Here is a 12,715-nt window from a genome sequence, read left to right on the forward strand (position 1 = left end):
ATAGGAAGTGAAGAGATGGAACATATTTTAAAGAATGATTGGGAGCCGTTACTTGCACCAGAATTCGAGAAACCATATTATCAAAAACTAAGACAGTTTTTAAAAGAAGAATATAGTACCCATGTCATATATCCGAAAGCCAATGATATTTTTAATGCACTACATTATACAAGTTATAAGGATACAAAGGTTGTTATTTTAGGACAAGATCCATATCATGGACCAGATCAAGCGCATGGGTTAAGTTTTTCTGTGCAACCTGGCGTGAAAACACCACCATCACTGCAAAATATGTATAAAGAATTGCATGCAGATCTTGGTTGTGAAATTCCGAATAACGGTTATTTAGTGAAATGGGCAGAGCAAGGCGTATTATTACTTAATGCGGTGTTAACTGTGAGACAAGGGGAAGCAAATTCTCATAAGGGAAAAGGATGGGAGCATTTCACAGATCGTGTTATTGAACTGTTAAATGAACGTGAAAAACCTTTAATTTTCATATTGTGGGGGCGCCATGCACAAGCAAAGAAAAAACTGATTACAAACTCGAATCATCATATTATTGAATCTGTACATCCAAGTCCTTTATCAGCAAGACGAGGTTTCTTTGGCAGCAAGCCGTTTTCAAAAGTAAATGACCTCTTATCTAGTATGGATGAGAAAAAAATTGATTGGCAAATTCCAAATCTATAAAAAAGGTAGCTAACAGTCATTCTGTTAGCTACCTTTTTTAATCACTGCGGTTCATTTTTTAATTTTGCATCTAGTACAAATGTACCAAATGGGATAACGGAAGCAATCAACGCACCTAAAGCCCATAAGATAGACTTACGATGTACGATTGTTACTTGAATCACGGCAAAGATGAATAATATAAATAGAACGCCATGAGCCATACCTGTAATTTTAACTGCTGTTGCAAACCCCGCAAAGTATTTTAACGGCATCGCTACAAATAATAGTAGTAGAAAGGAAATCCCTTCGACTAATCCAATTGCTCTTAATCTTCCGATTGGTGTAGATAACATAAAAGTGCCTCCTTAAACATGCGCTTGTATATAGTAAATTTGTATTCTTATTCCAAATAAAATAGTATGTTTTGTTTCATTATATACAAAAACAAAGTTTACACTACGAGAATGTTGTAAAGTTCAAAATATCTTCACAAAGCTACGTACATTTAAATAAAAACCCATTTGAAGTATTTGACTTCAAATGGGTTTTGTGAATGCATCTATATAAGTACAAAAAACCTTTCCTTTTAGATGGGAGAGAGCATCCGTCCATGCATAGAAGCGGTTAGGTCCTTTTTTAGCCCCATGCCCCAAGTTAAAAAAAGGGGGAAAATGAGTGCAGGTCACCTTTTGTTTTCAAAGCAGTAACTTGTATGTTGAAAAATTTATATATTAAACAAGAACTTCGGTTTTTAGCACAAATTTCTCTACAACTTTAGCAACGCCATCATTCATATTTGTGTCTGTTACGTAGTTTGCAATTTCTTTAATGTCATCTGGAGCATTGCCCATCGCAACACCAAGGCCAGCGAACTCGATCATTGTTTGATCGTTGTAGCTATCGCCCATTGCGATTACTTCCTCACGCTTAATACCAAGTTTTTGAATCAATTGATTTAAGCTTGTTCCTTTTGTTACACCAGCTTCTGTGAACTCTAAGAAGTATGGTTTTGAACGCATTACACTTAGTTTGCCTTCTAGTTGTTTTTGAAGTTTTTTCTCTACTTCTACAAGGCGTTCAGCTTCTTTATTCATTAATACTTTTACAACAGGTTCTTGTACAGCAGTGATAAAGCTGTCTACTTCAATAATTGACATGCCTGTAAGAGTTCCTTCAATTTCTGTATATGGATTATTTTCTTCCGTTATAATATCATCGCCCATATACGTATGAATCCAAACATCTTCTTCTTTACTAATTTCATATAGATTGTGAACGATTTCAGGAGATAGTGTACTGCTGAATAATTCTTCATCCGTTTTACAATTAATAATTTTTGCACCATTAAACGATAAGATGAAGCTTCCATATTCTTCTAGACGAAGCTCCTTTGCAATATGACGCATACCAAATGTTGGGCGGCCAGAAGCAAGCACAACTTTTACACCTTGTTCTTGAGCAGTCATTAAGGCCTGTTTTGTACGTTCTGAAATCGTATGGTCATCACGTAGTAAAGTATCATCTAAATCTAAAACAATCATTTTATAAGACATATAGAAAGTTCCTTTCTTTGTTGAAAGTTGATATTGTTAGAAATTCGTTCTAGCAAAACGATGAGGATTAAATAGTAAGACATCGAACCTCTTTAAAGGTACATAAATTGAAAAAAAGATAGAAACCCTTCCTTTTTAGATGGAAGAGAGTATCCGCCCATGCATAGAAGCGGTCAGATCCTTTTCCTGCCACCACGCCAAGTTAAAACAAAGGAAGAAAATGAGTGCAGGTCATCTTTTGTTCTTAAAGCAGTAATGTATATGTGAAAAACCAAAAACCTGATTGGTGATGGAAGTTTCATTTTATATAGTGAGCCTGATTACTGTATTGTTAGTATATATTATCATGGGCATATTGCCCATGATAATTCTATCCTAACAACTCTGAAAGTAGAGTGCAATAATGGAAGTTTTCCAATTTACGATGGTTGTTTTTCCTTTGAACGGGAAAATAAAACTTCAAGCAAAATAGCCATGACAGAACCAAGTACAAGGCCATTGCTTAAAAATGATGCTAAAAATGGTGGCAGGGTCGAAAATGCCTGCGGCGGGACAAACATAACCCCGATTCCTGTGAAAAGAGACAGACCAGCGACGCGGAATAAACGCTCTTTATTTTCTACGGTGTCATATTCACGGAAGGCAAGACCAATCATACTTGCAAATACAGGATAAATAGCAGCATATCCAACGGCGACAGGAATAGCGGCGAAGAATGATGTAATCTTTGGAAATATACTAATTACAATAATAAAACTTGATCCTAATAGGAAAGGAAGGCGTTTATAAATATTTGTTGTTGCAATAAATCCAGCTGAACCTGAAATAGCTACTGGTCCAATTGCTGAGAAAAGACCACCTAAAAGCTGATTTATGCCCGTTATAATTCCGGCATGTTTGAATCGATTTTGAACTGCACCTTCTTCATATGTAGAAACAACCTTTTGCACAACACGGATGCTTGCCAACATGTTCGTTAAGAGCAACAGTGTGACAAAGACAACGGTAATTGCCATGTTCCATTCGATACGAGGCAATCCAAACACGAATAGAGACGGTAGACGGATGAGATCTGTTACCGGTGTAACCTGATTAGATAATCCGAAGCATGCAAATAGGATCCATCCAAAGACAATGCTGAACAGAACAGAGTATTGTCCAATAATAGGTAGCTTCAGAATAAAAAAAGATAGTAAAATAACAATGAGTGAAAGAATAAAGACGTTTGCTTGTACTTCAGTATGTTGTCCATCAAGGCCGAACATTCCTTTTAGAAAAGAACCGCTGAGCTGGGCAACGAGAAGGAATAAATATGTTCCAATTACTGTTGGTGTAAAATAACGGACAAGTTTATCAATAAGTCCAAAAATACTAAGGATAATACAGATGATGCCGCTTAACAGAAATGCGTATTGTAAGACGCGGAGTGTTTCATTATTTGATCCAAATAATACGACACCTAAACTCGCGTATAGTGAGAAGATTCCCCACCAAAGACCAGCTGGCCCTTCTTGAATCGGTAGCCTATGACCAAATATAGCTTGCAGAAGGCCAGCAAAGCCAAGAACAAATAACGTTCGTTGTACAAATGCAATTGCTTCAGCACCTTCAAGGCCATAACTAGCAGCAACACTAATTGGTACAATGAGGCTACCGGCCAAAATAAATAATGCCCATTGCAAGGCAGAAAGAAATGTTTTCATTATATCAACCTCTTTCGTAGATTCCGCTTCTAGTATATACGTATTTCATTTCCTCTGGCAAAGATTGTAGTAGAGAAAAGAGTTGAAGAATGAGATGAATGCACGCAGGCAATTATGGATTGCAGTTATATGTATGTGTTTTGTTGTAGTTCTTGGAACAATCGGATTTATGATGATAGAAGAGATTAGTTTGTTTCAAGCCTTTTGGATGACAATGATTACAGTATTAACGGTTGGGTATGGAGATGCAGTTCCATTAACACAAGATGGGAAGATTTTTGCGCTTCTTATTATTCCTGTTGGTGTAGGAATTGTTACATATGCAATCGGGGTAGTAGCAGCAATGATTATTGAGGGGAATTTATTTCATGCAGTGCGGAGGAAGAAAATGGGCAAACAAATAGCGCAAATACAAGATCATATTATTGTATGTGGTTGTGGTAGAGTAGGACTTCAAGTTGTACACGAATTACAGGAAAAGAATATTCCATTTGTTGTTGTTGATAAAGAAGAAGAAGTACTAGAGAAAGAAAAGCTTTTATATGTACATGGTGATGCCACGGAAGATCAGGTGTTACGTAAGGCGGGAATTACAAGGGCTGCTGGCTTAGTAGCGATTGTTGCAAATGATGCTGAAAATGTATTCATTACATTAACAGCACGAGGATTAAATAGTACAATTAAAATTGTGGCTAGAGCTGAAAAGCCAGAAACGGAAGGGAAATTACGCCGTGCTGGTGCCAATAAAGTTATTAATCCATCCAGTATGGCTGGAATTCATATTGCAAAAGGAATCGCAAATCCGTTAACGGTTCATTATATTGATACGGTACTTTATGGAACAGATCAGGCTTTTGCAATAGAGGAAGTTCAAATTGGCGAAAGGTCTTTTTTAATTGGAAAAACATTGATAGAAAGCAATGTGAGAAATCAATTTGATGTTACAATTTTAGCGATTTTACGAGATGGAAATATTATTCATAATCCAACAGGGCAGGAAAAATTACAAGAACATGATATGATAATAGTATTTGGTCCAGTAGAGAAGCTGGGGCAATTTGAGAAAGAACTACAAAGTACGAGGTGATTAGGAATGCAAATATCGAGCGATAAAATTTTAAATAAAATGGCAAATGAAGTTGCGAAAGCAAAAAATAGTGAAGGACGAAAGGCAAAAGAACATCTTTTAGTGGTTCGTGCTTTATGTGATTTATTATTAGATGAACAGATTGAAACTTCTGCATATGTAGAGCCAAGGCTACAATCACAAGTTATAACACCACATCCGACGATGACGGTTCAACCGATTGCGGCGGTTTCTGGAGAACCTGTCTATATAAAAGAAGATGGTGCAAATGGTAATTCGTTATTTGACTTCTAAAAGCTAAATTGGTTGGCTAATATGTAAAAATTTCTTATTATAAAGATAAAAAAGGGGAATTCCAATGAAAATTTTCTTCTTATTGGGCTGTATTACAGCCGGGTTATCTGTCGCGTTAGGTGCTTTTGGTGCACATGGTTTAGAAAATAAGGTTTCTGCAAAAATGTTAGAAGTTTGGAAAACAGGTGTTACATATCAAATGTTTCATGCTGGAGGATTATTTGTTGTTGCGTTATTAATGGATAAGATTCAATCTTCTCTTGTAAGCACAGCAGGCTGGTTTATGGTAGCGGGAATTATTATGTTCTCTGGAAGTCTATATGCATTAAGTACGACGGGGATTAAGTTTTTCGGACCGATTACACCACTTGGTGGTGTAGCGTTTATTGTAGGCTGGATTTTACTAGGAACTGCAGTTGTAAAAGGATTATAAAGACAAAAACAAAAGCTGGCAAATGCCAGCTTTTTTTATGGTCTTGGAGCATAGGTTGCTGGTTGGCTAGGTAAATACGTGATTTCTCCAGGGAATTCTACATAATCTAAGTAAATCATAAGTAGTAAGAATCTTTTTCCGGATTTTGGTTCGCTGATGACGATGTGATCACGTCCAGCTGCTTCAATAATACCTGTATAGGATTGTGTGCCAAGTGAACTGCCGCGCTCATATGTCATAACAATAGTTGCTGGTTTTCCTTTGTTTAAGCGAAGGATGTTTTCAATATATGATTGCTCTAGTGGGAGCATACCTTGAGATACTGCAAGTTGTGCTTGGGCAGTTTGTTGCTGCATAGCTTGCTGTTGCATAGCTTGTTGCTGCTGCGGCGTCATTTGTTGTTGTGGTTGCATATATCCCCCTGAAGGTTGATAAAAACCCGTTCCATAGTATGGATTTTGTTGCTGTGCCATTACAAGTCCCTCCTCATTTTCATTCCTTAATATACTGCTGGGCAATCCCCGGCGGATGGTTGAAAGAAGCAGTGTTTTTTAAAACGGCCTGAATTTTGTTGATTATACCAAGTTGGTGGACAAGCACCTTCGGGCCTAAAAAACCATAAAGCAAAATTGGCAGGCCAAAAACGTTGCCCTTCAATTGTACGCCTTGCAAGGGCAATGTCCTGTTCACGGGCTCGTTGATAAAAGTATCCTTTTTGCGTTGCTTCAAAACCACCCGGATTTTGATAAACCATTTGGCGTAAATTCCGTATTTGTTTAAAATCTAAGCAATTTCCTCGAACTCGATTTACACCTACATTTCCAACCATCAGCATGCCTTGTTGCCCTTCGCCTTCAGCTTCTGCACGCATGAGTCTAGCTAATAATTTTACGTCTTCTTCTGTATAGTTGATAACGCCCATTATGTCTCACCTCTCTTTATGGATTGCACTAGAGAAAGAGGTTTATTTCTAGATGAATTGTGGAGCAATTACTAGTTCATACGTATGAGGAAAAGGACCCAGATATGACAACCAAACAAAGTTTTAGGGAGGGGAATTTTAGCGTTAGAGGGAGAAAGATAATGAAAAAGCTAGCAAATGTGCTAGCTTTTTTATGAATTAGAATATTTTTGACCACATATTTGAGAAGAAATCACCGATTGATCGCATTGTTAATACGAACCAATTTTCCTTTTCTACTTCTTCTGTTGTTTTTGCAGCGATTTTCATCTTCTTACTTCCGTCTAAGAAACCGTATTGATCAGTTGATTCTAAAACAAGTGAACCTACTTTAGCATCTTTTTTGATTGGCGCAACTAATTTCCCATCTTCGGCAAGTGATTTATCTGCCTCAGTAGAAACTTTATAAGATGGTTTACTTCCTTTTTTTGAGATCACCGTTATCTCTTTTTCAGGTGTCACAGTTACAGTATCTTCTTTTCCTTTTACAACAGAAATTGTATTGTTTTTATCTATTTTTAATTTCTGCTTTTCAAAGTTATTAAATCCGTAATCAATTAATTCGCGTGATTCTGTGAAACGTTCATCCATTGATTTTGTTTTAATAATAACGGAGATGAGACGTAGATCACCGCGTTTTGCAGAAATTGTAAATCCATACCCAGCTGTATCTGAACTTCCCGTTTTTAAACCATCTGTTCCTTCATAAGCAAAAGCAGCACCTGGTAACATCCAGTTCCAGTTTTCCATGCGAATTGGTTTTGGATGGTTATCTGGAAAGTTTCTAAATCTTTGTTTTGTATCCTCTAGTATTTCTGGATACTTTGTAATAATTGTTCTTGATAGAATACCCATATCGCGAGCTGATAAGGAGTTTTCTCCATTCGGATCTGTTCCTTCCGGATGTTTTCCTTTTAAATCAGCATTATTTAATCCAGTCGCATTTACAAATTTATATTTCTTTAACCCTAGTTTTTTTGCGTGTTCATTTGCAAGGTTTAAGAAATTTTTTTCACTTCCCGCAAGAAGTTCAGCAAGCGCAATGCTGGATCCATTTGCAGAGAAGATAACAATAGAATGATATAATTCTTTAACTGTATATTGTAGGCCTTTTTCGAAAGGAACGTTAGAGAATTCATTATTACGGGAAATTTCATAAGCGTAATCAGAGATGTTTACTTTTGTATCCCATGTTATTTTTCCTTCTTTAATTGCTTCCAAAACGGAGTAAACAACAATAAGTTTTGACATGCTAGCAATAGCTAGTAATTCATCTGGATTTTGCTCATGCAGTATTTTTCCTGTATCTGCATCAAAAAGAATGGCAGCCGCCGCTTCTATATGTATTTTTTCTTCTGCATGGGAGGTTGTTACTCCTAAGGAAGAAAATGACAATAGAAACACTAGTAAAATAGATAAAATTTTCCTCATATACATTATCACCTTCGCATCGTTATTAGCATATAGCTCGTACCATTTTAGCATGATTTTGAATATAAGAAAGTTATAATTTAACAGGGGATTTGACGATTTCTTGTCTAATATTGCTTGAATTTGACGAAAAAAGAGGATTTTGAAGAGTTTTGATAGGATATTAAGAAAAAGGAACGAATTTCGTTCCTTTTTTGTACTATACGTATAAAAATTTTGCTACTTTTTCGCGTGGTAAGATGTTACCAACAAAGAATGTTCCGAATTCACCATAGCGAGCACTTACTTCATCAAAGCGCATTTCGTATACAAGCTTTTTAAATTGAAGGATGTCGTCAGCGAATAGCGTTACACCCCACTCGTAATCGTCAAAGCCGACAGAACCTGTAATAACTTGACGTACCTTACCTGCATATTGACGACCAATTTTACCATGGCTGTACATAAGTTTTTTGCGTTCTTCCATTGGAAGCATGTACCAGTTATCATCACCTTGACGACGCTTGTCCATTGGATAGAAACAAATATGATTTGCTTCTGGTAATTCAGGGTATAAGCGTGCTAGGATTTGAGGGTTTTGGTATGGATCTTCATCAGCTGGAAGGTAGTTACTTAACTCAACAACAGATACGTAAGAGTATGCAGGAACCATATATTCAGCTAATGTTGTTTTATTTAATTCTGTTTCAATTTCATTTAATTCTTCCATTGTTGGACGTAAAATCATAAACATAATATCCGCCTTTTGACCAACGACTGTATACATTGCATGACTACCTTGTTTTGAGGATGCGACCTTGTTCCATTTTTCGATGACGTTTAAAAATTCAAACATTGCTTGTCCGCGTTCGTCACTAGATAATGTTTTCCAAGCTGCCCAGTCGATAGAACGTAAATCATGTAAACAATACCAACCATCTAACGTTTTTGCTGCTTCACTCATTCTATTCACCTCAGTTAATGATATTTTACACGTTAACTATAGCATATATAGGTTTAAAGTCACCTGTGTAAAGCTTGGGTGCATAAAATTGTCACATTTTAAAAATGCTAGGAAGAGAATATGTATAAATCCATTTTGTTTTCACTTGGCATGGGGTGGAAAAATTTCCTGATTGCTTCTATGCATAGCCGGATGCTCTCTCCCATCTAAAAAGAAAGGTTTTTCATCAATGTTTTATAACAAATTAACCATGCTGAATTTTATGAAAATATAATCATTTTTATTTTGCCTATTTTTTAAGAGCTATAAGTTTAAAATATAGATGAAAAGAAGTATTCTTAAAAGTAGAGTTTTTTTAACATTTGTAGGAGGGTTTATTCGTGAGCGATTTATTTACAGCAGTAAAAGAAAAAGTTCAAGGAAAAGGTATTTCTATCGTACTTCCTGAAGGAACTGATGAAAGAATTTTAGGCGCTGCAGAGCGTTTAGCAAAAGAAGAGTTAGTAAAGCCAATCTTAGTTGGGAATAAAGAGGAAATTAGTGCAAAAGCTGCTAGCATGAACTTAACATTAGCAGGTGTTGATATTTATGACCCAGCTACATATGAAGAAATGGATGCAATGGTAGCATCTTTCGTTGAACGCCGTAAAGGGAAAGCGACAGAAGAAGATGCACGTAAAATCCTTAAAGACGAAAACTACTTCGGTACAATGCTTGTATACATGGGTAAAGCACACGGTTTAGTAAGTGGTGCAGCTCATTCTACAGCTGACACAGTTCGTCCAGCACTTCAAATTATTAAAACAAAACCAGGTGTTACAAAAACTTCAGGCGTATTCATCATGGTACGTGAAGATGAGAAGTATGTATTCGCTGATTGCGCAATCAATATTGCACCAAACAGCCAAGATTTAGCTGAAATTGGTATTGAAAGTGCGAAAACTGCTGAGTTATTCGGCATCGATCCACGTGTTGCAATGTTAAGCTTCTCTACAAAAGGTTCTGCGAAATCTCCAGAAACAGAAAAAGTTGTAGAAGCAACTCGCATTGCGAAAGAAATGGCTCCTGAATTAACATTAGACGGTGAGTTCCAATTTGACGCTGCATTCGTACCATCTGTAGCTGAGAAAAAAGCACCAGGTTCTGTTATTAAAGGTGATGCTAACGTATTTGTATTCCCAAGCTTAGAAGCTGGTAATATCGGTTACAAAATTGCACAACGCCTAGGTAACTTTGAAGCAGTGGGACCAATCTTACAAGGCTTAAACATGCCAGTAAACGATTTATCTCGCGGTTGTAACGAAGAAGAAGTGTACAAGCTAGCTTTAATTACAGCAGCTCAAGCACTATAATTAAAAAGCCCCGCTATATAGCGGGGCTTTTATTACTTTTCGAGATCAAGTGCTTTATTATTGCGATCGATGATACGTTGTAAATTCATTTCGTACAAAGGAACTTCATCAACTGTTAATTGTGATGGTGTTAATTTGGGTGCGAAATGCTGTAATGTTTTTAACAGGCGCATCATTAAGTCTTGAACGGTAATCGTTTCACCAAGTAGTTCAGACAATGAGGCCATTGTACTTGGAACAATTTCAGGATACGTGAATCTTGTTTCTTTTCCTTGAATTGCTAAGTTGTAGAAATCACGAACAAGTGCCGCGCGTTCGGAGCCACTGCCTGTAGCACATAAATAAATTTGTACGGCAATCCCTCCGCGAATGCGGCGCTGTGAAATACCTGCGAATTTTTGATCACGAATACTTAAATCATAGCTACCTGGACAATAAGAGCCAACGATTTCTTTTGCCTCGATATCGACATCGTAATCTTTTAACATTTCCTTAATTAAATGCCACATCGTATCGTATCCAAGATCGATATCAATTCCTTTTTCTGTTTCTTGGAATAGAAGTGATATATTTAAAACCCCTTCATCAAGTACGACTGCAAGACCACCTGAATTGCGGACAATGACATGGAAGTTGTTCTTTTTTAAAAAGGAAATCCCCTCATTTAAATGAGGAAGGCGAGAATCTTGAATGCCAAGAACAATTGTATTGTGATGAACCCAAGAGCGCATTGCTGAAGCAGATGTACCATTTCCGATTGTTGTACATAGCGTATCATCCATTGCAAATGACTGTAGAGCATGAAAAGTCTGGCCTAAACTAGACTGATCCACGATACGCCACTCTGGTTGAGATAAAATCGAACGGGAATTGCTCATATAACTAACCCCTTATCTATAAAATGACAATCTTTATTATAGCAAACATGGAGCAAAATGATGTAGTGGTTGACGGAAAGAAAATGAAATATGAAGGTAATGTAATTATTGGCGATGTACGTAAATATGCAGATATGTACGCAATCGTAAGCGATGTAGCATATCAAACAATTAGTCAGTCAGTAAAAACAATTGGGGTAGTAGCATGTAAAGGAAATCCGAAAAAAAGAGATTTCCCAGATATAAAGAGAGAGTCTAAAATATATAAATTCATTTTGATTTTTCAACATATAAGTCGCTACCTCGAAGAACAAAAGGTGACCTGCACTTGCTCTCTCTCACCTAAAGATTAGGTTTTATGTCGGTTTTTCAGTTTGTACTTATATAGAAGAAGCTTATATGATTGAATCAAAATAAAAAGGATGCGTTCATCGCATCCTTTTTATTCTGCAATTTTTTCTAAATTACCGTTTCGATCCATGCGAAATGAGGTTTGCGTTTGCTCTTCATCATCCATTAATGCTAATTTACGAGCACGGTTCATAATATTCATGAGCGTTTCGTAGTCTTCTTGTACTGTATTAGATTGTTGTTCTAGCTTTTCTAGTTTCTTCTCTAATTCTTCATTTCGAAGCATTTGCGCCTTAATTTCTTGTTTCAATCTCACATTCTCATTTTCAAGAGCTGTTACTTTTACGCTTGAAGACCCTACCGTTTGTAAAAAGTAAATTACATCTTGCATTGTTATAGAGGTACTAGATACAGCTGGTTCCGAACGTGGAACGGTGTTATTTACGACTGGCTCTTCATCGACTGTAATTACTGCTGAAGCTGATGGCGTATAAAGCAGGCGTTTTTTCGCATGTTCACCACTAGCAGCTCTCATTTTATCTTTTCGATGTCTTTTTGCTAGTTGCAGCGCCTGTTCATAGCTATAACGAACGACAGCATTCCAACGAAAACCACAAGCAGCTGATGTGCGATTTAACTGATCGCCAACTTCTTCAAATGCATTTAATTGTGTACTTCCTTCTCGAACATGACGTAGTACGGTTTCAGCGAGTAATAGATCATCTTCGTCTGTCCAAGCATCTTGTCTTACTTTCATAGATTCAACTCCCTTTCTTTTTATAAACTTCCTATTTTTATAATGGACAAAAGAAATTGCTTTTATACAAAGCTTTTAAAAATATGGTAGATTTTGATAAAGAAGAATTTCTATACAAATCCATTTTGATTTTCCAACATAAAAGTCGCGGTTATGAAGATGCACTCGTTTTCTCTCTTTGTTTTTACTTGGCATGGGGCAGGAGACCGCGCCTATGCATGGCCGGATGCTCTCTCCTACCTAAAAAGAAAGGTTTTTATATCGTTTTTTTAATTTGTACTTATATATGTGGATGAA

Annotated in this window: 14 protein-coding genes and 1 pseudogene; 6 read left to right on the forward strand and 9 right to left on the reverse strand. The window is 36.7% G+C overall.

Going from position 1 to position 12,715, the window contains the following annotated elements:
- The first annotated feature begins 15 nt into the window (after positions 1-15).
- Positions 16-693 (forward strand): uracil-DNA glycosylase, encoded by a 678-nt coding sequence (locus tag MHH71_RS16510; RefSeq protein ID WP_006096715.1) that lies wholly within the window; start codon positions 16-18, stop codon positions 691-693.
- Between the two features lie 41 nt (positions 694-734).
- Here MHH71_RS16510 and MHH71_RS16515 read toward each other — a convergent pair whose 3' ends face one another.
- From MHH71_RS16515 to MHH71_RS16525, 3 genes are all read right to left on the reverse strand, one after another.
- Complete coding sequence (locus MHH71_RS16515) at positions 735-1,028, reverse strand: DUF3817 domain-containing protein (RefSeq protein ID WP_003202389.1); 294 nt, start codon at positions 1,026-1,028, stop codon at positions 735-737.
- A 378-nt stretch (positions 1,029-1,406) separates the two neighbouring features.
- Positions 1,407-2,228, reverse strand: a complete 822-nt coding sequence (locus tag MHH71_RS16520) for a Cof-type HAD-IIB family hydrolase (protein ID WP_003209257.1) — start codon at positions 2,226-2,228, stop codon at positions 1,407-1,409.
- A gap of 419 nt (positions 2,229-2,647) precedes the next feature.
- Entirely contained in the window at positions 2,648-3,931 is a 1,284-nt protein-coding gene (locus MHH71_RS16525; RefSeq protein ID WP_006096712.1) for a purine/pyrimidine permease, read from the reverse strand.
- 94 nt (positions 3,932-4,025) lie between these two features.
- On the opposite strand from MHH71_RS16525, the gene MHH71_RS16530 reads away from it, so the two are divergent.
- From MHH71_RS16530 to MHH71_RS16540, 3 genes are all read left to right on the forward strand, one after another.
- Positions 4,026-5,018 carry a potassium channel family protein gene (locus MHH71_RS16530; protein ID WP_006096710.1) on the forward strand — a complete coding sequence of 331 codons (993 nt, stop codon included), beginning with the start codon at positions 4,026-4,028 and terminating at the stop codon, positions 5,016-5,018.
- 6 nt (positions 5,019-5,024) lie between these two features.
- Complete coding sequence (locus MHH71_RS16535; RefSeq protein ID WP_006096709.1) at positions 5,025-5,312, forward strand: YwdI family protein; 288 nt, start codon at positions 5,025-5,027, stop codon at positions 5,310-5,312.
- A 64-nt stretch (positions 5,313-5,376) separates the two neighbouring features.
- On the forward strand, positions 5,377-5,745 hold the full coding sequence (locus MHH71_RS16540) for a DUF423 domain-containing protein (RefSeq protein ID WP_003202398.1): 369 nt from the start codon (positions 5,377-5,379) through the stop codon (positions 5,743-5,745).
- A gap of 35 nt (positions 5,746-5,780) precedes the next feature.
- Here MHH71_RS16540 and gerQ read toward each other — a convergent pair whose 3' ends face one another.
- The 4 genes from gerQ to hemQ form a co-directional block, all read right to left on the reverse strand.
- The gene (gene gerQ, locus MHH71_RS16545) at positions 5,781-6,218 is read right to left on the reverse strand and encodes a spore coat protein GerQ (RefSeq protein ID WP_003202400.1); all 438 of its coding nucleotides are present in this window, start codon (positions 6,216-6,218) and stop codon (positions 5,781-5,783) included.
- A gap of 26 nt (positions 6,219-6,244) precedes the next feature.
- A complete protein-coding gene (locus MHH71_RS16550) occupies positions 6,245-6,667 on the reverse strand; it encodes a cell wall hydrolase (RefSeq protein ID WP_003202402.1) in 423 nt (140 codons plus the stop codon).
- Positions 6,668-6,865: 198 nt separating this feature from the next.
- Positions 6,866-8,143, reverse strand: coding sequence for a serine hydrolase (locus MHH71_RS16555; RefSeq protein ID WP_006096707.1), 1,278 nt, complete (start codon positions 8,141-8,143; stop codon positions 6,866-6,868).
- Between the two features lie 193 nt (positions 8,144-8,336).
- Positions 8,337-9,080, reverse strand: coding sequence for a hydrogen peroxide-dependent heme synthase (gene hemQ, locus MHH71_RS16560; RefSeq protein WP_006096706.1), 744 nt, complete (start codon positions 9,078-9,080; stop codon positions 8,337-8,339).
- 380 nt (positions 9,081-9,460) lie between these two features.
- On the opposite strand from hemQ, the gene pta reads away from it, so the two are divergent.
- A complete protein-coding gene (gene pta, locus MHH71_RS16565) occupies positions 9,461-10,432 on the forward strand; it encodes a phosphate acetyltransferase (protein WP_003202407.1) in 972 nt (323 codons plus the stop codon).
- Positions 10,433-10,464: 32 nt separating this feature from the next.
- Here the strand turns inward: pta and MHH71_RS16570 are convergent, their stop codons facing one another.
- The gene (locus MHH71_RS16570) at positions 10,465-11,310 is read right to left on the reverse strand and encodes a lipoate--protein ligase family protein (protein ID WP_033799267.1); all 846 of its coding nucleotides are present in this window, start codon (positions 11,308-11,310) and stop codon (positions 10,465-10,467) included.
- Positions 11,311-11,351: 41 nt separating this feature from the next.
- Between MHH71_RS16570 and MHH71_RS16575 the strand changes: the two are divergent.
- Positions 11,352-11,573 (forward strand): annotated as a pseudogene (locus MHH71_RS16575) (lipoprotein BA_5634 family protein); the annotation flags it as partial.
- Between the two features lie 179 nt (positions 11,574-11,752).
- Here the strand turns inward: MHH71_RS16575 and MHH71_RS16580 are convergent.
- Positions 11,753-12,418, reverse strand: a complete 666-nt coding sequence (locus MHH71_RS16580; protein WP_006096703.1) for an RsfA family transcriptional regulator — start codon at positions 12,416-12,418, stop codon at positions 11,753-11,755.
- Positions 12,419-12,715: the final 297 nt, after the last annotated feature.

Source organism: Bacillus sp. FSL H8-0534 (genome assembly GCF_038005885.1).
Taxonomy (GTDB): domain Bacteria; phylum Bacillota; class Bacilli; order Bacillales; family Bacillaceae_G; genus Bacillus_A; species Bacillus_A pseudomycoides.

Coding starts and splice junctions, on each gene's coding strand:
- MHH71_RS16510 (WP_006096715.1), top strand. CDS start 16: ATGGAACATATTTTAAAGAATGATTGGGAGCCGTTACTTGCACCAGAA.
- MHH71_RS16515 (WP_003202389.1), bottom strand. CDS start 1,028: ATGTTATCTACACCAATCGGAAGATTAAGAGCAATTGGATTAGTCGAA.
- MHH71_RS16520 (WP_003209257.1), bottom strand. CDS start 2,228: ATGTCTTATAAAATGATTGTTTTAGATTTAGATGATACTTTACTACGT.
- MHH71_RS16525 (WP_006096712.1), bottom strand. CDS start 3,931: ATGAAAACATTTCTTTCTGCCTTGCAATGGGCATTATTTATTTTGGCC.
- MHH71_RS16530 (WP_006096710.1), top strand. CDS start 4,026: ATGAATGCACGCAGGCAATTATGGATTGCAGTTATATGTATGTGTTTT.
- MHH71_RS16535 (WP_006096709.1), top strand. CDS start 5,025: ATGCAAATATCGAGCGATAAAATTTTAAATAAAATGGCAAATGAAGTT.
- MHH71_RS16540 (WP_003202398.1), top strand. CDS start 5,377: ATGAAAATTTTCTTCTTATTGGGCTGTATTACAGCCGGGTTATCTGTC.
- gerQ (WP_003202400.1), bottom strand. CDS start 6,218: ATGGCACAGCAACAAAATCCATACTATGGAACGGGTTTTTATCAACCT.
- MHH71_RS16550 (WP_003202402.1), bottom strand. CDS start 6,667: ATGGGCGTTATCAACTATACAGAAGAAGACGTAAAATTATTAGCTAGA.
- MHH71_RS16555 (WP_006096707.1), bottom strand. CDS start 8,143: ATGTATATGAGGAAAATTTTATCTATTTTACTAGTGTTTCTATTGTCA.
- hemQ (WP_006096706.1), bottom strand. CDS start 9,080: ATGAGTGAAGCAGCAAAAACGTTAGATGGTTGGTATTGTTTACATGAT.
- MHH71_RS16570 (WP_033799267.1), bottom strand. CDS start 11,310: ATGAGCAATTCCCGTTCGATTTTATCTCAACCAGAGTGGCGTATCGTG.
- MHH71_RS16580 (WP_006096703.1), bottom strand. CDS start 12,418: ATGAAAGTAAGACAAGATGCTTGGACAGACGAAGATGATCTATTACTC.